General features: G+C 69.1%; 20 protein-coding genes and 1 pseudogene. 16 read left to right on the top strand and 5 right to left on the bottom strand.

Translation table 11 applies throughout. The annotated features are described in order from the left end of the window. Nucleotides 1-33 precede the first annotated feature (33 nt). Entirely contained in the window at nt 34-663 is a 630-nt protein-coding gene (locus tag ACN28I_RS22805; protein ID WP_420944064.1) for a hypothetical protein, read from the top strand. After that, nucleotides 660-1,109 (top strand): hypothetical protein, encoded by a 450-nt coding sequence (locus ACN28I_RS22800; protein ID WP_420944063.1) that lies wholly within the window; start codon nt 660-662, stop codon nt 1,107-1,109. The genes ACN28I_RS22805 and ACN28I_RS22800 overlap by 4 nt, the downstream gene beginning before the upstream one ends. Here the strand turns inward: ACN28I_RS22800 and ACN28I_RS22795 are convergent. Beyond that, nucleotides 1,104-1,328, bottom strand: a complete 225-nt coding sequence (locus ACN28I_RS22795) for a hypothetical protein (RefSeq protein WP_420944062.1) — start codon at nt 1,326-1,328, stop codon at nt 1,104-1,106. The two genes, ACN28I_RS22800 and ACN28I_RS22795, sit on opposite strands and share 6 nt — an antisense overlap. Before the next feature lie 86 nt (nt 1,329-1,414). On the opposite strand from ACN28I_RS22795, the gene ACN28I_RS22790 reads away from it, so the two are divergent. From ACN28I_RS22790 to ACN28I_RS22770, 5 genes are all read left to right on the top strand, one after another. Further along, complete coding sequence (locus tag ACN28I_RS22790; RefSeq protein ID WP_420944061.1) at nt 1,415-1,882, top strand: GNAT family N-acetyltransferase; 468 nt, start codon at nt 1,415-1,417, stop codon at nt 1,880-1,882. Between the two features lie 46 nt (nt 1,883-1,928). Further along, a complete protein-coding gene (locus ACN28I_RS22785) occupies nt 1,929-2,846 on the top strand; it encodes a hypothetical protein (protein WP_420944060.1) in 918 nt (305 codons plus the stop codon). A 167-nt stretch (nt 2,847-3,013) separates the two neighbouring features. Continuing rightward, the gene (locus ACN28I_RS22780) at nt 3,014-3,772 is read left to right on the top strand and encodes a phytanoyl-CoA dioxygenase family protein (RefSeq protein ID WP_420944059.1); all 759 of its coding nucleotides are present in this window, start codon (nt 3,014-3,016) and stop codon (nt 3,770-3,772) included. Nucleotides 3,773-3,808: 36 nt separating this feature from the next. After that, complete coding sequence (locus tag ACN28I_RS22775; protein WP_420944058.1) at nt 3,809-3,982, top strand: hypothetical protein; 174 nt, start codon at nt 3,809-3,811, stop codon at nt 3,980-3,982. Nucleotides 3,983-4,136: 154 nt separating this feature from the next. Continuing rightward, entirely contained in the window at nt 4,137-4,799 is a 663-nt protein-coding gene (locus ACN28I_RS22770; protein WP_420944057.1) for a glutathione S-transferase family protein, read from the top strand. Between the two features lie 45 nt (nt 4,800-4,844). Here the strand turns inward: ACN28I_RS22770 and ACN28I_RS22765 are convergent, their stop codons facing one another. Continuing rightward, nucleotides 4,845-5,327, bottom strand: a complete 483-nt coding sequence (locus tag ACN28I_RS22765) for a hypothetical protein (protein WP_420944056.1) — start codon at nt 5,325-5,327, stop codon at nt 4,845-4,847. A gap of 213 nt (nt 5,328-5,540) precedes the next feature. Here ACN28I_RS22765 and ACN28I_RS22760 point away from each other — a divergent pair, with 213 nt between their 5' ends. The 3 genes and pseudogenes from ACN28I_RS22760 (at nt 5,541) to ACN28I_RS22750 (ending at nt 8,646) form a co-directional block, all read left to right on the top strand. Then, entirely contained in the window at nt 5,541-6,644 is a 1,104-nt protein-coding gene (locus ACN28I_RS22760) for a J domain-containing protein (RefSeq protein WP_420944055.1), read from the top strand. Between the two features lie 66 nt (nt 6,645-6,710). Further along, nucleotides 6,711-8,099: pseudogene (locus ACN28I_RS22755) on the top strand (carboxypeptidase regulatory-like domain-containing protein); the annotation flags it as partial. Nucleotides 8,100-8,145: 46 nt separating this feature from the next. After that, nucleotides 8,146-8,646, top strand: a complete 501-nt coding sequence (locus ACN28I_RS22750; RefSeq protein ID WP_420948696.1) for a carboxypeptidase regulatory-like domain-containing protein — start codon at nt 8,146-8,148, stop codon at nt 8,644-8,646. Between the two features lie 18 nt (nt 8,647-8,664). On the opposite strand, the gene ACN28I_RS22745 is transcribed toward ACN28I_RS22750, so the two are convergent. Together ACN28I_RS22745 and ACN28I_RS22740 are read right to left on the bottom strand one after the other, a co-directional pair. Next, nucleotides 8,665-9,957 carry an alkaline phosphatase D family protein gene (locus ACN28I_RS22745; protein ID WP_420944054.1) on the bottom strand — a complete coding sequence of 431 codons (1,293 nt, stop codon included), beginning with the start codon at nt 9,955-9,957 and terminating at the stop codon, nt 8,665-8,667. 133 nt (nt 9,958-10,090) lie between these two features. Beyond that, nucleotides 10,091-12,004, bottom strand: a complete 1,914-nt coding sequence (locus ACN28I_RS22740; RefSeq protein WP_420944053.1) for a family 43 glycosylhydrolase — start codon at nt 12,002-12,004, stop codon at nt 10,091-10,093. Between the two features lie 142 nt (nt 12,005-12,146). On the opposite strand from ACN28I_RS22740, the gene ACN28I_RS22735 reads away from it, so the two are divergent. From ACN28I_RS22735 to ACN28I_RS22710, 6 genes are all read left to right on the top strand, one after another. Beyond that, the gene (locus ACN28I_RS22735; protein WP_420944052.1) at nt 12,147-13,250 is read left to right on the top strand and encodes a hypothetical protein; all 1,104 of its coding nucleotides are present in this window, start codon (nt 12,147-12,149) and stop codon (nt 13,248-13,250) included. Then, complete coding sequence (locus tag ACN28I_RS22730) at nt 13,247-13,816, top strand: hypothetical protein (RefSeq protein WP_420944051.1); 570 nt, start codon at nt 13,247-13,249, stop codon at nt 13,814-13,816. The genes ACN28I_RS22735 and ACN28I_RS22730 overlap by 4 nt, the downstream gene beginning before the upstream one ends. Nucleotides 13,817-13,974: 158 nt before the next feature. Then, nucleotides 13,975-14,454 (top strand): hypothetical protein, encoded by a 480-nt coding sequence (locus tag ACN28I_RS22725; protein ID WP_420944050.1) that lies wholly within the window; start codon nt 13,975-13,977, stop codon nt 14,452-14,454. 31 nt (nt 14,455-14,485) lie between these two features. Next, the gene (locus ACN28I_RS22720; protein WP_420944049.1) at nt 14,486-14,971 is read left to right on the top strand and encodes a DNA/RNA non-specific endonuclease; all 486 of its coding nucleotides are present in this window, start codon (nt 14,486-14,488) and stop codon (nt 14,969-14,971) included. Between the two features lie 3 nt (nt 14,972-14,974). Continuing rightward, nucleotides 14,975-15,610: a hypothetical protein gene (locus tag ACN28I_RS22715; RefSeq protein ID WP_420944048.1), complete on the top strand. Its 636-nt coding sequence runs from the start codon at nt 14,975-14,977 to the stop codon at nt 15,608-15,610. A 126-nt stretch (nt 15,611-15,736) separates the two neighbouring features. Beyond that, nucleotides 15,737-16,813, top strand: a complete 1,077-nt coding sequence (locus ACN28I_RS22710) for a hypothetical protein (protein ID WP_420944047.1) — start codon at nt 15,737-15,739, stop codon at nt 16,811-16,813. 51 nt (nt 16,814-16,864) lie between these two features. Here the strand turns inward: ACN28I_RS22710 and ACN28I_RS22705 are convergent, their stop codons facing one another. Beyond that, a complete protein-coding gene (locus ACN28I_RS22705; RefSeq protein ID WP_420944046.1) occupies nt 16,865-17,431 on the bottom strand; it encodes a DUF420 domain-containing protein in 567 nt (188 codons plus the stop codon). Nucleotides 17,432-17,554: the final 123 nt, after the last annotated feature.

Here is a 17,554-nt window from a genome sequence, read left to right as displayed (position 1 = left end):
TGCGCCGTCCGCGAAGCTTCCGAGCCCTGGCCCGTGCTGGCGGAGCGGTGCTTTCATGCCCTCGACCACGACCGGCTCGAGTTTCACGACACCATGGGACGATGCGCGGTGGCCTCTACGGGCGCCGCTGCCATGGGGCTCGGTGTCTGCGTCCTCGCGGCGCCGGAGATCATCGTGGGGACGGTGATCGTCGCGGGCGTGGTGGTGGTGGGCTTCGCCATCAAAGAGGCGTTGGATACTTACGCGGAGAAGAGGGGCCGTCCCCAGGTAAGGCCCGTGCCTGAAACGCGGCCCGTGCCTGAAACGGAATCGTTCACGTCGCTGTTCAATGAGAACACCAAGGAGCAGGAAGATGCGAAGATTGGACCGAGGATTACTGAGGTCACGGAAGAGGAGGGGGTGATTGAGATCGTTGCAGAAGGCGAGAATGGCGAAATTCGAATCATGGGCAACATCGAAATCAATGAGGGGACGATCACGCTTGAGCAGGCCCACATTCAAGGTCAAGGCGCCGGAACAAGCGGTTTGAAGGAAATGGGTGAGATTATCCGTGAGTTCGGGCGATCACGTGGTGCAAGCGAAGTCATCATTCAAGGTGCGATGCGAACGACCGGAGCGCGCCCCGGTCACACGCCTCGTCCAATTCGAGTCCGTGTGAAATGAGCCCCATTCAACTCGTATTCTCTGGCTGGAAGGACGATCCGCGCTCGGTGGATCTCGTTCATCTTCTTCGTCGTGAACTCAAGCTATCGCTTGGTGCTTCCAAGCGGATCGTGGATTCGATTGTTGCTCGGCCCGTGGAGATGGTCGAGGTCTCCAATGAAATGGTCGCGAAACGGGTGCGCGAACTCGGTGCAGGTATCGGACTCTATGCAGCCGTGAAGGGACCGAAACTCTATTTCACTGGCCAGAGACCCAACGCGAATCGGGAATCTCTGGTTCACTTGCTCTCGGTGGATGGTGGCCTCGCCGTGGATGAGGCAGGCCGCCTGGTTGACCGACTGGCTAGCTTGGGTGGAACAGCAGTGGAGAGCGATGATCGGGAGTGTGCCCGTAGATGCTGTGAGGGGGCCGAGCTGCTAGGTTTTGTCTGTACTCTCATCTCATAGGAGATAGCGCCCCTCCGAGCCGGACCACGAGAGCTGGTCCCAATCGAGCGTGCCGACGAGGCGGGCGGCCTCCGGGCCGAGATGACTCCGGGCCCAGCGGACGAGCGCGGGCTGGGAGGGAACGCCGTCGTCGGGCGCACCCTCCACGGGATCGCAGGGCGTGCCAGTCGCCTCGACAGGGGCGGCGGTGAGCAGGGTCAGGAGGAGGAACAGGTTCACCGGAGATGCTCCTCGCAGGACTCGGTCCTGTTCGAGGACTGGCTCGCGGTACGGAGTAGAATCCGTTGCCCCTTCTGGACCTGCCCATGCGCCTGCCCTTGAGGTTCCACCTCGACGACCTCTCCGGTGAACCGACCCGCGCCCTGATCGCGAGGCACCTCGCCGGCATGCATGCGAACTCTCCCGCGGAAAGCGTGCACGCCTTCGACATCGACAAGCTGCGGCGACCCGACGTGACGTTCTGGTCCGCCTGGCTCGGGGAGGAGATCGCCGGCTGCGGAGCACTCAAGCGCCTCGACGCCCAGCGCGGCGAGCTCAAGTCGATGCGCGTGGCTGACGCCTTCCTCGGCCGTGGGGTCGGGAAGGCAATGCTCGAGCACCTCATCGCGGAGGCCGGGAAGAGGGGCCTACGAAGCCTGTGGCTGGAGACGGGCTCGTCCGCGGCCTTCCTCCCCGCGCTCCGGCTCTACGAGCGCGCGGGCTTCGTCCGCTGCGGCCCGTTCGACGGTTACACCGACGACCCCTTCAGCGTCTTCATGACGCGGGAGATCTGACAACCGGTATAGAGTATGGCTCCCCCCTCACCAGGAGCCCCCGCGCATGGACGTCCATTACACCTGGATCGGCGCACCTCCGGCGGATCGCAACCGGGACATCGCCGACCCCAAGCGCACGAGCACCCGGGTGCAAGGGAAGTCCGTCAACCTCTACTTCTGGTGCCTCGACGAGCACGTCGCGGCGTACCAGCGGGACTTCTCCGGGTGCAAGAACGTCACCGTCCGGGGAATGCAGTCGTTCCTGACGGGCGCGGCCAGCACCGCGTACCGGTGGTACTACTGGTACAAGAAGTCGGACGACTGGGCCGTCCAGGCCATGACGGACATCCTCGCGTGGGGACTCGAGCGGGGGACGCCCACGTCGTACCGGGCCTTCGTCAAGGATGCCTGGTCCCTCTTCCTCATGTACACGTGGGGGGGCTACGTGCTGGACGCGGGCGTGGGGCCGCTCGACGTGGGCAGCCTCTCCCTCCCCGAGCCCAAGGCCTTCATGGCGCCAACGCTCACCGAGGACGACGCCCTGCAGATGCGGCGCTTCCGCCCGTCCTCACTGCCAGGGCCCTTCGGACAGTTCGACATGACGTTGAACGAGTCGTGGGCGGACGCGGTCTGCACCGCGATGAATTACAAGTGCGGCGAGGAGATGGACTCCGAGACGTGTCCGCAGATCGAGGTCTGGATGCTGGCCAGTCCCCGGTATGGCAACGGCGCCTGGGCGGCCCTGCGGCAGTACTGCCTGGTCTGGGGCCGCATGCAGCAGCACGGAACGCTGACCTCCGAGAACGCCCCCCAGGTCTTCCGGTATCTGATCGCCGGCTCCGTCTTCAACGGGCTGACGGATGGCCACGGCGGCGAGGCCTGGAGGCGCTCGCTCTGGGCCACCGGAAAAGACGAGAGTGGCAGGGTCGAGGTGCCCGCCCTGAAGCTGCGCAAGACGTACCACGGCTCCAGCGCGAAGTAGCTCACGCGGGCCAGGCTGGGAGCTGTTCGAGGACTGGCTCGCGGAAGTTGCCCGCGTCCGCGTGTGTTGAGGTTGCGGCTGTTGCGGAACCAGGAGACGGTGCGGAAGCTCAGGGTCCCATCCCCGAGCAGTGAGAGGTGACGGTGTTACGAGCAGGAGCCGAGCGGATGGACCTCAGCGGGGCGCTCGCGCGACTGGACACCGAGGGCTACGCGCCGCTCGGACGCGTGCTCGGGGACGACGGGCTCACCGCGTTGCGCGAGCGCGCGGAGGACCTGATGCTCGGGCGCGTCGCCGACCCCGGGCTCTTCTTCCAGATGGACGCCCAGACGGGACAGTACGAGGACGCGGGCCTCGGCTGGCGGGGTCCCTCGCTCGCCTACCGGAAGATCGAGCGGCTGGAGAAGGACGAGCGTTTCCTCGCGTGGCTCTCCAACCCGCTGTTCGAGCGGGTGGCGCGCGCGCGCATCCCGGGCGGCATCGTCCTCTACCGCGCCATCCTGTTCAACAAGGGGGAGCCGGGGGGCGGCGCCATCCGCTGGCACCAGGATGGTGGAACGCTCTGGGGACTGAGCCAGGAGCCGGAGCTGCAGATATGGACCGCGCTGGACGACGCCCCGGCGGACGGTGGCTGCCTCGAGGTGGTTCCGGGAAGTCATCGTCAGGGCCTCGCGCGGCCCATGGGCGGGGTCATTCCGGAGGAGCAGTTGCTGGCGCACAGAGCCGAGGAGCGTGCCGTCTCCCTGCCAGTCCAGGCGGGCGAGGCGGTGTTGCTCCACAACCAGCTCTGGCACCGCTCGGGCCCGAGCCGCGAGGGGCACCGGCGGCTCGGCTTCTCCCTCTGTTACATGAGCGACGCCACGCGTTGTCTGCGCAAGAAGCGCGCCCCCCGGGAGTTCTTCCGCGTCTTCGAGGGGCGCGGGTGAGCTACGTTGGACACCCTCATCACACCTCAGGACACCATGCCGACCGACGACAAGAAGAGCACGGAGAAGAAGGCAGCGAGCACCCAGGCGAAGTCCGCGGCCTCCAAGGCGAAGCCCGCGGCCGCCAAGAAGGCCCACAAGGCGGGCAAGCCGTCCAACCCCTTCCTCGTGGAGAATCCGCCGCCGAAGATGCGCGGCAACCGCAAGTAGCCGGGGGCCGGCCGCGCCAGGCCTTCGGGGAGGGCGGAGCCCCTTGGGTTCGGGACCCAGGGGGGCGGCGTTGGCGTTCGGAGGTTCACGACAGCGCTCGCGGTGGCGGCCCACCTCCTCGACAGCGGGCGGGCACGGCATCAACAATGCTGGAATGCTCACGGTCTACGGCTTCGGCCGCGTCAACTCGAAGGTAGTGGGTCTCACGCGCGATTTGCGCGTCCTGTGGGCGCTCGAGGAGCTGGGCGTGCCCTACCGGGTGCACGGCGTGGATCATCCCGCGGGGGAAACCAGGAGCGAGGAGTACCGGCGGCTGAACCCCTTCGCTCAGGTGCCGGTGCTCGAGGACGACGGCTTCGTGCTCACCGAGACGGGCGCGATCCTGCTGTACCTGGCGGAGAAGACGGGCGGATTGATGCCCGCGGATCTCCAAGGCCGCGCCGAGGTGACACGCTGGTGCTTCGCCGCGCTCAACACCCTGGAGCCCCCGCTGTTCCAGATCGTGATGATCGATCTGTTCGGCGCCGCCGATCCCACCGGCCCGCAGCGGCGTCCCGAGCTGGTGCAGTGGGCCGGGCGCGCGCTGACATCGCTCGAGGGCTGGCTTCGGGAGCGTCCGTATCTCACCGGCGAGGCGTTCACCGTGGCGGACATCCTGATGACCACGGTGCTGCGCGAGGTGCGCAACGCGGGCGTGCTCGACGGCTTCCCCCGGGTCTCCGCCTACCGCGAGCGCTGTGAGGCACGGCCCGCATGGAAGCGGACGCTGGAGGCCTATGAGCAGCGCCTCGGGGCCCCGGCGGGCAGCGCGCGCTAGCCGCGTCTGGATTCCGGAGAAGGGGAGGGGTGCCCGGGACCTGACTCAGGGCTCGGAGAAGCCGCCGCGTACCCACTCGTTGGCGACGTCTCTGTTGAACTTGAAGTTCACGGGCACGCGATGCTTCGCGACGGTCGCGCCAGCGTCGTCGACGGCCGAGAGCAGCGCGTGGGGCTCATACTCATCGGCCACGAGCTCGAGCCGAACCTCGTACCAGCGGCCCTCCCAGGCGATGGAGAGCTTCTTGATCATGGCCTGGTCGCGCTGCCGCGCGGAGCGGTCCAGGACCTCCGAGGCCGTTTTCACGAAGGTCGCGAACGCCGTCGCATCGAAGGGCTTGGGGTTCTTCTTGTCGCGGCCCATCACCCACGGACTGATGAGGACGGGCTCGGCGATCCCCTGCTTGCGGATTTCCACGGCCCAGCCGTCGTCGTCCTCGTTCTTGATGACCCTGGCCGTCCAGCCGTTCTTCCGCCAGAACGTGGGCTCCATGACTTCGGGCTCGGAAGGCGTGCGCTCGTCGCTCATGGGCGTTCCTCATACCCTCCGATGGCCATTTGCCGGAGAAGTATCTGCTCCCCGGCGAAGGTGTCAGACGACTCGTGTACAGCGCGGGGGTCACCCCGGAGCGCGGGGTGTTGAGCCCCGAGCAGTCGCGCCGCCGGGAGGTGCCACTGGAGCGGGGATGTGCGGTGAGCGAGAAATCGCCTGGCCCAGGGGCGCTGCTATCCTGCGCCCCTCATGCCCGCGTGCCCGTGCTGCCAGGAGGTCCTGACGCCTGCCCTCCTGGGCTTCGGTGGCCGCCGCCTCGCGGGGGACTGCGAGGTGTGTGGTGAGGCCGTGTGCCAGGCCTGCCTGCACCCGGGCCCGCCCCCCAACGGCGGCCCCACCCCGCGAGCGTCCCGGGGCAAGGCCTGCGCCAGTTGTCTGTGGGAGGCTTCCACGGCGCGCGGTGAGCAGCCGTCCTTCCCCGAGCCACCGGGGCGGCGCAGACGGGCGAAGCAGGCGGCCTGCGCGCATCCCCACGCGGTGCGGTGGATGCGGTGCTGCCCCACCTGCGGCGCCGAGCTGGCTTGGGAGGCCGAGCACGACAACCCCGTGTGCGATGCGTGCGGAGCGCCCTCCCATCTGGCCTTCAACTGCTGCTGGGCCTGCGGCGAATCCTTCGGTGAGGACAACGAGCCGGGGGACACCGCCGAGGGCTACGCACTCGCCTTCGACTGCCGCTCCCGGAAGTGCCAGGGGCGGGTGGCCTGGCTCATGCCGTACTGCCCCTGGTGTGCGGCGGCGCAGCGCTGGCAACCCTCTCAGGCGGCGGACGCGCCCGCATGCGTGGAGTGCGAGGCGAAGCTCGAGCCCACCTGGGCCTTCTGCGTGTCGTGTGGCGAAGAGGCACCGCTGCCCGAGGACTGCTTCGAGTGCGGCGCACCGCTCGAGGAGGCGGAGTGCGCCGCGCGCTGCGAGCACTGCGGAGGGATGGTGTGTGGCGAATGCTTCGGCGACTACACGCTGCCGAAGGCCGGTGGCCCCGGCGTACGTGAGCTGCTGCTGTGCTCGGCGTGTGGAGAGGCGCTCGGGGCCTCTCCCGTCCCGGAAGACGCGCCGGAGGGCGAAGACGAGCCTCCCGCGGCCCGGGACGTTCCTCCCCCCAGCAGCCCGTGGGAGGTGCTCGGCGTGGCTCCGGGCACGCCCCTCTCCGAGGTGAAACGGGTCTACCTCGCCCTCATCACCCAGTACCATCCGGACAAGGTGGCGCAGCTGGGTCCGAAGCTCCAGGCGCTGGCAACGGAAGAGACGCGCCGGCTCAACGAGGCGTGGAGCGAGCTGCGCGGGCGGGCTCGCTGAGAGCCTGTTTTCGCCGGTTGAAAACCGAGGCTTGGGGTTGGCACGCGCCGGGAAGGGGCTTTTCCGATGAGGTACAGGCTTGTCGCGGGCGGAGCCGTGCTCCTGCTGCTGGGGCTCTTCCTGGCCCTCGCGCCCGGCGGCACGGAGGGGCGAAGGGCCTCCGCGACGACGCGGGCCGCCGGTACGGGCCCGGAGGCCTCTGCGCCGGTCCCGGAGGCCCAGGAGCGCGCCGCGCTGCGCGGGTGGGTCCAGGATGCCCAGGGCCTGCCCGTGGCGGCCCATGTGCTCGCCTTCGAGGCCGGGCCCGCCCTGACACGGGAGGGCCTGGAGCAGCATGTGGCCGCGGAAGCCTGGGAGGCGCCTGCTCGGGCCACCACCGCCACGGGCCCGGACGGAGACTTCCTGCTGCGGGTCCCCGAGGGCCGCTACCACCTGCTGGCCGAGGTGGGAGGGCGGCCCGCCGCGCTCGCCCTGGACGTGCATCCGGGCCCTTCCGAGGTGCGCTTGGTGGTGACGGACGGGGTGCGCCTGCTGGGCCAGGTGGTGGACGTGGCGGGGGGCGTGGCCCGGGCCCGCGTCACCGTGGTGAGCCTGGCGCCCGTGCGGCGCCTGACGGAGGTGGAGAGCGACGAGACGGGCGCCTTCGAGGTGGAGGGGCTGCTCCCCCAGGCGCGCCATGGCGTGTGGGCCCGCGCGGCGGGCCATGGCCAACGGGTGGTGCTCGTTCCCGCATCCCGGCCCGTCACGGTGATGCTGCCCTGCGCGCTGCGCGTGGAGGGCCGGGTGCTCGAGCGCGGCGTCGCCGCGCCAGGGGCCCGGGTGTGGCCGCGCGGGGGAGGGCCGGAGGTCCGGGCCGACGCCGCGGGCCGCTTCGTGCTGGAGGGGCTCGACTGCAGCGGGCGCACCGAGCTGCTCGCCGAGAGCGCCACGGGCGTGGGCGAGCGGGCCATCGAGCCACTGAGCGAGGACACCTCGGGGCTCGACATCTCCCTGGAGCCGGCGGGCGGGCTCCGCGTCCGGGTGGTGGAGGCGCGCTCGGGCCGGCTGCTCGAGGGCGCGAGCGTCCAGTCTCCGGCCGCACCGGAGGCCGTCTGGCGCGAGGAGGACGTGGGCCACTTCCGGGCCGCTCCGTTGATGCCGGGCCCCCATGTCCTCCTCGTCCGGGCACCGGGCCATGGGGCCGTGCAACGGGTCCTCGAGGTGGGCGCGGGCCCCGGGACGGAAGTCGAGATCGAGCTGCCGCCGGAGAGCGTGCTCGCGGGCCGGGTCCTGGGGCCCGAGGGGCTGGGAATGGAGGGCGCGCGGATCCACCTCATGGGGCCCGGGCGGAGCGGGGCGGAGGAGGTGCTCACGGGCGCGGATGGACGCTTCGAAGTGCGTGGGCTCGCGGAGGACACGTATGCGCTGCGCGTCGAGCGCCCAGGGTACCTCTCCGTGACGCGAGAGCTCCGGCTGCCGCGGACCGAGCCGTTGGAGCTTCTCCCTGGCGCCCGCGGCGGCGGTGTCCGTGAAGGTGCTCGGCGCGCGCGGGGAGCCCGTGGAGGAGGCGAGCGTGTCCCTTTCCCTGGGGGGCGGGGAGACGGTGCGGGAGGAAGGCACGGACGCCCGGGGGAGCGTCCACTTCGGGGGGCTCGTTCCGGGCCGCTACCTCGCGAAGGTGCGTGCCCCGGGCTACCTCACGTCCGAGCCCGTCCCGGTGGAGGCGTGGGACGAGGAGACCCTGCCTGTCCCGGTGGTGCTGCGAGAGGGCCTCACGCTGTCCGGCCGCGTCCGGGACGCGCGGGGCGTGCCGGTGGGCCAGGCGGACGTGGTCCTCACGGGGGACGGAACGAGCGTGGGCAGCACCCGCACGGATGCCCGGGGCCGCTTCACCCTGCCGGGCCTCGTGCCGGGACGCGCCTGGCTCCGGGTGGAGAAGTTCGGCCACCCGATGCGGGAGGTGGAGGTGGAGGTGCCCGCGCCGGACCTGGAGCTGATGCTGGAGAGCCCCAGGGCCGAGTGAATCCCGCTCGGGCCGTCCTCAGTTCTGCAGCTGCGAGCGCCTCAGGGTCTTCGTGGAGACGGTGACGCCCGCTCCCGAGATGCTCGAGCGCTTCTCGGGGTTCTGGATGACCTTGAGCGTGACGGTGGGGTCCGCCAGCGTCGTGTTGAACTCCATGATGCCGAAGCTGTACTCGGCGGGCGTGCTGGGCGAACCAATCCCGGAAGAGATCAGCTCATACAGGGGGTAGCCCCCCGCGGGGGTCCGATCGGTGAGCAGACTCCGGTGGATGTCACCCGTCACGAAGAGCACGCCTCCAATCTTGTTGGCGGTGATGAAGTCGAAGAGCGCCTGCTTCTGGGTTCCCCAGCAGTTGTTGCCCAGCGTGGAGCCATTCACAATCACCTTGAAGGTCGCCTTGGAAGCCAGCAGCTCGCTCTTCAGCCAGCCGAACTGCGTGGCGCCGTACATCTTCGGCGAATACCCCGAGGGCATGGACCTGGGGCAGTCGCGGCCCCAGCGGTCATCCATCATGAAGAACTCGACGCCGCCCCAGTTGAACCGGTGGTAGATGCCGTCGCCGGCGAACGGGGGGTGGGGATAGAGGTTCGCGTACGCCTCGCGGGCCACGTCCTTCTGGGCGAAGGTGCCATCCTCGTCGTTCGGACCATAGTCGTGGTCATCCCAGACGGCGAAGGTCGGGAAGGCGCGGAAGACGTTCGTGAATTCCGGCACGGCGCGCTGCTGGAAGTACTTGAACCAGTAGTGGTCCTTCGAGGGGGGGTTCTCCGTCGTGTACATGTTGTCCCCCACGAGCAACTGGATGTTGGGCTCTCCCGTGTTGAGCTGCTCGTGCATGATGTCCCACGAGGGCTGGCTCGGCGCATTCGCGCCGTTCATGCAGGACGCGACACCGACCTTGAATCGCGCCGGCCCGGCAGGCTCGGTCCTGAAATAGAAGCCACCGCGCTCGCCCGTGAAGCCCGAGGCGAAGATTCCATAGTGATACCGGGTGTTGGGCTTCAGTCCTTCGAAGGCGCCCTTCCAGGAGCGGAAGCCACCGCCGGTTCCCGAATCCGTCATCTGCACCGTGGCCACCCAGCAGGTCTCGCAGGCGGTCGCCTCCCGGGCGCGCAGGGTCAGCGTTTCACCGGCGGCGTCTCCGAAGGACGCCGAGGTGCCCACCCAGATGCTGGCGCCGGTCGTCCACGCACGGCCCACGAAGGGGACACGCACGAGGGGCGCGGCGTAGGCCTGCGCGACATTGGGAACCACGAGGCCGGCGGCCACGGACAGTCCCAGCAGCACGCCCGATAGGGAGCTCCTTGTCATTGTCTTCTCCTCTGGCACCACCACGTGGGCCGTTCGTCTCAAACGGGGAATATCCGTTTTCCTTGCGAAACGCCATACCGAAGAAAAAGATGAACGGCCGGGACGGCGAATCGTCCGGCACCCTTTCTGGACGTCACCGCCGTGCGCGTCCGCCGGACCGCAGCGCGTAGACGCGGACATGGTCGAACTCGGCGGTGAAGTCGCCGCCCCCACCCATCGCCACGAGGGAGATGCGCGGGTTGTTCAACGAGTGCGTCCAGGTTCCGCCGCGGACCCAATCCACGCCGTTCTGGCTCGTGTACGCGGTGTACGCCGTGGTGTCGCCGCCAGCGGCGCGGCGCGCCTCGCCCGTGAGGCGCTCGACCGCGATGCGCAGGTACGTCCAGTCCTTCGAGGGGGGGCCGACGACGGTGTTGCCCTGGCGCCCCCAGCCGGCCGGCACCGGCGCCAGCTCCTTGGTGAACTCCGTCTGGCGTGTCTCCCACATGGCTGTGTTCGTCAGTTTGATGAAGTTGTCGTCGCCGCCGTAGATCACCAGGCCGGCCTGCGCGTGGTTGAAACAGCAGCCCTCGTCCGGCACGTCGAGGCGCACCCTGGTTTCGACCAGGTAGTCGCCCTTGGGCGCCGGGCGTGTCAGCAGGGAGGCGTTGTTGCTGTCGAGGTGGAGGTCGGCGTTCCGCACCTGGAAGCGGAACGTCCCATCGGCAACGGCGTACGTGCTCGAGTCTGGCGGACGCACCCACGACCACGAGCCGCTCAGCGCGGTCCCGTCGAACATGTCCGTCGCCGCCGCGATGCGGTTCCCGGGGACGTGCGATTGCGCCAGCTTCGTCCGGTAGCGGGACTTCCACCCAGCCCGAGCCGCGGGCGCGGGCATCTTGCCGTCCGAAGCCCAGAGGCCACCGCGCACGGTTGGCCACCCGTCGATCCAGTCCAAGGGGTCCAACAGCGCGGGCCGCTTGGTGAAGCCTGTCGCCGATTCGAAGAACGGGTCGGAGCGATCGACGGCGTGGTAGATGGTCCACCATTGACCCGCCGCATCCTGGAACACCGTGTTGTGCCCGGTGCCCACCCAACGGTTGCCGTTCATGCTGATGACGGGTGTTCCGCCGGTCCGCGTGTCCAGCAGCGAGTTTCCCTCGCGATCCACGAACGGCCCGAGCGGACGGGTGGACCGCCCGGCGAAGACGTTGTAGCCGGTCAGCGCGCCGTTGCAGCAATTCGTCGCCGATCCGAACAGGTAGTAGTAGCCGTCGCGGAGGACGACGTTCGCGCCTTCGTAGCGGTTGCCAATGCTGATCAGCGTTTCGTCGGTGCCCACGGATGCACCCTCGGCGGTCAAGGTGACCGTCCTGGCGAAGATGCCCCCGGAGTAACTGCCGTAGTACAAGACACTCTCCGCGCCGACGGAGTCACCTAGGACGTCTGGATCGAAGGTCCAGAGGAACGCGCAGGGCTCCGTTTTGGCCGTGTCCTTGCGCGGGCCGACCACGGGCTCGTCGGAGAATTTCCACGGCCCGGTGGGGCTGTCGCTGGTCGCCACACCGATCGCGCTGTCGCCCGTGCACGTCGTCGTGGTCGTGTCGGTGACGACGAAGAACAGATAGTACTTGTCGTGCGCCGAGGAGTAGATGACGTCCGGCGCCCACAGCCCCGCGTTGCTGACGGCGTAGCCAGGCAGCGACTGGAAGGCATCGCCGACGTACTCCCAGTTGATCAGGTCGAGGGACCGCATCTGGGGGAGCCTGTGGAAGACCAACTTCCCCTGAGCGTCGAGGTCCTTGTCGTTCAGCGGATCCGTCGTGCAGTACATGTACCAGTACGGATCGCCCTGTCTCTGCCCGCGCAGCACCGTGGGATCGGCACAGCTTTCGATGACCCCGCCCTGGGGGAGCTTCGGCTTCAACGGGTTGTTGTAGAAGCCGGGGCCTTTCGGGCTGGCGGCCAACGCCGGTGGCGCGGCGAGCGTGGCGAGCAGCAACAGCGCCGCGAGCACGCGTGGCAGGGCCTTGGATGGAGTGAAGCGACGAGTGTCCATGCCGGACATGGTGTCAAAGAACTCGAAACGGGGGACATCCAAGTCTTTCCGAAGACTTCACGTGTACGGACTTCCGGCTCCGTGTGACGTGAAGGGGGGCAAGCAGGGAGGCGAGCCGCGGGCTTGCGCTCGGCTCGTGGTAGATCGGGCCATGGCCGACCTCTCCACGGACATCGAGGCCCTCCAAGCGGCGCACGACGCGGTCGCGGAGCGGGTTTCCCTCACCCTCCGCTGGCGCCTGGGACTCCTGCTCCTGCTCACGGTCTCGCTCACCGCGGCCTGGAACGGGATCCGCACGGGAGAGGCGGCCGCGGCGCGCAAGAGGATCCAGGCCCTGGATCCCCGAGGAGACTGGGACGGCTCGCGGAGGCTCGCGCTGTATGAGCTCGATCCGATCCGGGACGCGTTCGCTGACGAGGAGCTGGAGACCCATCCGGTCATGACCCGGCTCCTCTCGGGTGACACCTCGGGACACCTCGCCGCCATGCTCCAGGGAGCGCCGCCCCCCCAGCCGATCTGGGAGGAGGGGCGGCAGCTCCGCGAGGCGTACCGGAAAGCCTTCGTGATCACACCCAAGGTCCTGGACGTCGCCATCCCCTTCGACCTGCGGCTCTGGCTGCTGGTCCTGCCCGTGATCCTGCTCGGCTCGGAGGTGCACGTGCGCATCCTCCGCCGCAAGCGCGAGATCCTCCAGGAGCTCATCGGCCGGCTGGCGGCGAAGGCGGGCGACAGCGTCTGGGCTACCACCTACCTGTTCGTGGAGCCGGGCAGCGGGCGAAGGACCGCCTTCGCCCGGCACCCCTCGCAGGCAGAGGAGGTGTTCTCCGCGCTCGCCACGCAGGTCATCACGGGTTACGTCCTCTGGAGCGCGATCCCCTACTGGAACGAACTGCACGATTTCCTCTCCAGCGCGTATCTCCCCGTGCTCGCGCTGCTGGCGTTCTGGTGCCTGCTCTACGTCTCCTGGGTGGGCGCGCAGCTCGAGGAGCAGCTCGCCGCCGCCACGAACGCACCGGTGCGGCGGGGCCGGCTCCAGGGCTTCCTCCTCAGGGCCGTGGAGCGTGTGCGCCGGCTGGGAGAGCGCATCGGTTCGCGGAGGCTGCTCGCCGCGGGAGGGCTGGCGGTGTTGGCCTCGCTCACCGCGCAGTTGGGGGGCCGCCGCGGCGGCTTGCGCGGTTGGGAGCCCTCACCGGATCCTCCTGGCCGCCGCCGTTCGGCCTCCAACCCACCGAGCAGCTCCTGCCTGCATGGATGAGGCTTTCGTGGCTCGCCTACGCGGCCGCCCTGGCCGCGGCCCTGCTGGTGCTCGCGGAGCTGATCCTTCGGGAGCGGGCTCCCGCGGGGCTGCGCCGGGCCGCCGCGCCGACCACCCTGCTCGCTTTCTCCTGGTTCCTGGTGATGGACGCGCGCATCGATGTCCTCAGGAGCCTCCAGCCGCTGTCCGGCCTCTTGTTCCTCATGCCCGCCCTTGCACGCGTGGCCGTCTCGCCCGGCCCCGAAGAGGCGCGCATGTGGAGGAGCGCCCTGGCCGCGTTCTACGCTCCGTTCTTCCTTGCGACCTGGATCGACGCCTTGGGTGGCGTCACGACGACCGGCCACTACCCCGATACGGGCCTCTCGGAGTGGATCGGCGTGAGCTTCCTCGGCTGGTTCCTCCTCCTCAACGGGACGCTCGCCATGCTGGCCGGTCTGGCGCTTCTTCCGCATGCGCCGCCGGTTTCCCCGGCCGTGGACGTGCGCCCCGCCGCCGCCGGACGCGGGGGCACCGCGCCGCGGAAGCGGCGTGGCGGGCGGCGCGAATCGCGAGCGCCATCACCTTGAGGGCGACGGGTTGGGGACCCGTGACGGGAGTTGCTCCCCGGGACGCTTGCCGCACGCCGTACCCCGGGTCACATCCGCCACCGCTCGACTCCTTCTGACGGGCAGCGGAAATCCGCGGAGTCCTCCCTCGTCCGTAGCCACATGCCCAGGAGAGGATCATGTCTCACCCTCCTCATCGCCTCGGCGTCCTCACATGCATCGCATTGCTGCTGACGGCCTGCGCGGCACGGCAACCCACGCTCCGCGAGGAGCCTCCCCTGGGCGCCCCACCGCCGGAGGAGGAGCTCCAGGAGCAGGCAGCGGACTACGATGATGAGTTCATCATCGAGAACCGCCGGGCGCAGTTCACGAAGTTCGGGCGGGCCGAGGCCGGTTTCACCCAGGAGCAGGAGCGGCGGATCGAGTCCAACTGCCCCTTCGGGCTCCCTCGGGCCCTGAAGGCCTGGGAGCACGGGCCCACGAGGTATGTCCTTCGTGAGGGCTATGTCCTCCAGCACAGCGGAAGCGACAAGATTCCCCTCTGGGTCTGCGAGGGGGCGGAGCGGGCCGAGCTGGACGGGAACGTGCCGCGACCCGGGCAGTCGGCTTTCAAGCCGGAGCCGGAGCTCCCCAAGGGCGAGCGTGCGGAGCTCCCCTGATTACAAAGGCTCCGGCTACAGCCGTGGGCACATGGCTCCCGCCGGCAACCAGACCGTGGACCACCAGCGCAAGCTGGAGACCTTCTACCTCTCGAACATGGTCCCCCAGCTCCAGGTGCACAACGGGGAGATCTGGGCCGCGCTCGAGGACCTGTCCCGTGACTGGGCACAGGCCCGGGGCAAGGCCTACATCATCACCGGGCCGATGTTCTACGACCCCGCGGAGGAGGCTCCCCAAACGGCGGATGGCTTCATCGAGGTGTTCCGGATCGGCGCGAACGCGCTGCCCGTCCCCACCCACCTCTTCAAGATCGTCGTCGCCGAGAATGCCGGCGGGCAGTGGGAGGCCATTGCCTTCGTCCAGGAGCACAGACGCTACGACAAGCCGTGGGACTTCTCCGAGACCATCCAATCCATCGACTGGATCGAGGAGCGCGTGGGGTTCGATTTCATGCCCGACCTCGAGGAGGAGCAGGAGCAGGCGCTCGAGGCCTCCCCATCACCCATGTGGCAGTGAACGATGCCGACCATCCACAATCATCGTGGTGCCTTCCGCCCCCTGCGGGGCGGGACGGCGGTGGTCAATCCCCAGGTCAAGCACCCGGGCACGCTGGGCTTCATCGCGGTGGACGAGAGCGACCCGGCCCAGCAGTTCATCGTGAGCGGTTATCACGTGCTCGTGCGGCTGGGGGGGGAGCCAGGAGTCCAGGGCGAGCCCATCTTCCAGCCCTCCAATCAGGGGCCGAGCTCCGAGGTCGCCTTCGTGGAGCTGTCACGGGCGGACGCGAGACTGGATTGTGCGGCGGCCAGGGTCGCCGCGAACATCCAGACGAGCCCGCGCATCCTGGGACTTGGCCGGCCCGGGCCGCCACGGGTGGCGCAGGTGGGAATGCGGCTGGTCAAGTGCGGGCTCGCCACGGGAATCACCGAAGGGGTGGTGACGGAGGTCCACGGCGACCGCGTGCGGCTGGAGTGCCCCCAGGGCTTTCCCGAGGACTATGAGCTCTCGGACGCGGCGGACTCGGGAGCCCTCTGGCTGGAGCTCGAGACGAGGGCGCCCGTGGCGCTCCATGCCCGCGGCAACCCCGATGGGGCGGAGTGGGCCGAGGGCATCGCCATCCACCAGGTCCTCCGTGCCCTGAGACTCCGCATGTGACGCGGGCTCCCCCAGGCAGGTTTTGACCCCCCTTTGGAGGCACTCTCCGCCAGGTCTCTTCTCTTCTCCCCGCCGGGCTCTACAATCCCCGGCGTGATGAACTTTCGACCTTCTCGTTGGGGTGCGGTGCTGTCTCTCTCCCTGGTGTTCGGGCTGTGCGGCCCGGGGCCGAGCGCCTGGGCCGCCAAGGGCGCGCGGGGCGCCAGCTCGGCCAAGAAGGCCAAGAAGGCCAAGGCCCGTAAGGGTCCCCAGCCGAAACTGCTCTCGCCCTCGGAGGACGCCGAGCTCAAGCCGGGCAAGGTCACCTTCATGTGGAAGGTGGTGGCCAGGCGCGTGCGCCTCGAGGTGGCGCGCGACGAGGAGTTCTCCGACACCGTCTTCGACCGGCCGGTGAATGGGCGCAAGGCGGCGCTCTCGCTCGAGCCCGGCACGTACTACTGGCGGGTGACGGTCCCTCGCAAAACGCCCTCCGACCCGCGCATGCTGACCGTGGCCGCCGAGCCGCAGCCGGAGCTGCAGCCCGAGCCGGCGCCGCAGCCGCAGCCGATTGCGGCCGAAGGCCTGGGGCTGGACCTCACCGGGGCCACGTCCCCCAGCGCCACCAGCGAGGCTCCTCCGAGCGATGCGGCCGCCCAGGTCTCCCCCGAGGTGACGAGCGGCTCGAGCGCGCCGAAGGAGCCCACGGAATCGGTGGTGGCCGAGGCGGAGCGGACGTCGTCCCGTGGCTCGAAGAAGGTGTGGAGCGTCTTCATCGGTGGCTCGGCCGCGTATGGCGCGAGCGCGCCCCACTCGATGGCGACACTGCGGTACGAGGTCAGCGCCGCGGTGCGGCTCGCCAATCCCTTCGAGCTGAGCCTCGGGCTGGGTGGCACGTCGATCAGTGCGCTCGGCACCCGCGACGCGAGCTGGCCGTATTACACGTGGATCGGGCAGGTCTACGCCGACCTCGGAGGGCGGTACCGGCTGGTGCGCTTCGACAACGGCGCGCTGTACGGGCTCGTGGCGGGGCGGCTCTCCTTCTTCACCGGCAGGGAGGACCAGCGCGGCTTCCTCGTGGACCGCGGCCCGTTCTCGGCCGGTGCCGGCATCGCCTACCGCTTCCGGGCGGGCCTCCCGTTGGAGCTCGGCCTGCGCGGCAACGTCCTCACCGGCAACAAGCTGGGCGGCGAGCTCGAGCTCGGCCTGCGCGTGCTGGTGTTCTAGGGCCGCACTCCTCGTCCCGGAGGCCTGGACGGGCCTCCGGGACAGGGCGTCTCAGTGCACCGCGGGCAGGCTGCCGCGCAGCATGAAGAAGATGACCACGCCGGTGACGGACACGTAGAGCCAGATGGGCGCCAGCCACCGCGTCACCTTCCGGTGCTTGTCGAAGGCCTTGCGCCACGCGAAGTAGAAGGACAGCAGCGCGCCCGGCACCACGAACAGCGACAGCAGCACGTGGCTGGCGAGGATGGTGAGGTACACCGTCCTCATCACGCCGCTCCCCGCGTAGCGCGTGTCGCCGTGGACGAAGTGGTAGGCCAGGTAGCACACCAGGAAGAGCCCCGAGGACGCGAAGGCCGACACCATCAGGTACTGGTGCACGCGCCTCGCCTTGCGGAGGATGGCCACCCAGCCCGCGGCGAGGAACGCCGCCGCCAGTGCGTTGAGGCTCGCGTTCACCGCGGGCAGGAAGCGCAGGTCCACGCCCTGCACCGCGCCTCCTCGGCGGATGAGAAGAATATACGCGAGAAATGAGAGAGCGGCGGCGGAGACCACCGCCGTGAAGACGTAGAAGCCGCGGTCGCTCACCGGGGCCGACGGAGCAGAGGTGACGTCAGACATGGCGTAGCTTTCTGTCCTGACTGTGCCCCGCATGCAACTCGGGAAGCTTGCTTCCCAGTTACAAGAGCAAGCGTATGGCTATTAACGGGAATTCCTGGCATAAGAGGCGCCAGCAGTCCCCCC

It is taken from the genome of Archangium gephyra (assembly GCF_049060025.1).
GTDB lineage: Bacteria > Myxococcota > Myxococcia > Myxococcales > Myxococcaceae > Archangium > Archangium gephyra_A.
This window is presented reverse-complemented; position numbering and strand designations above follow the sequence as displayed.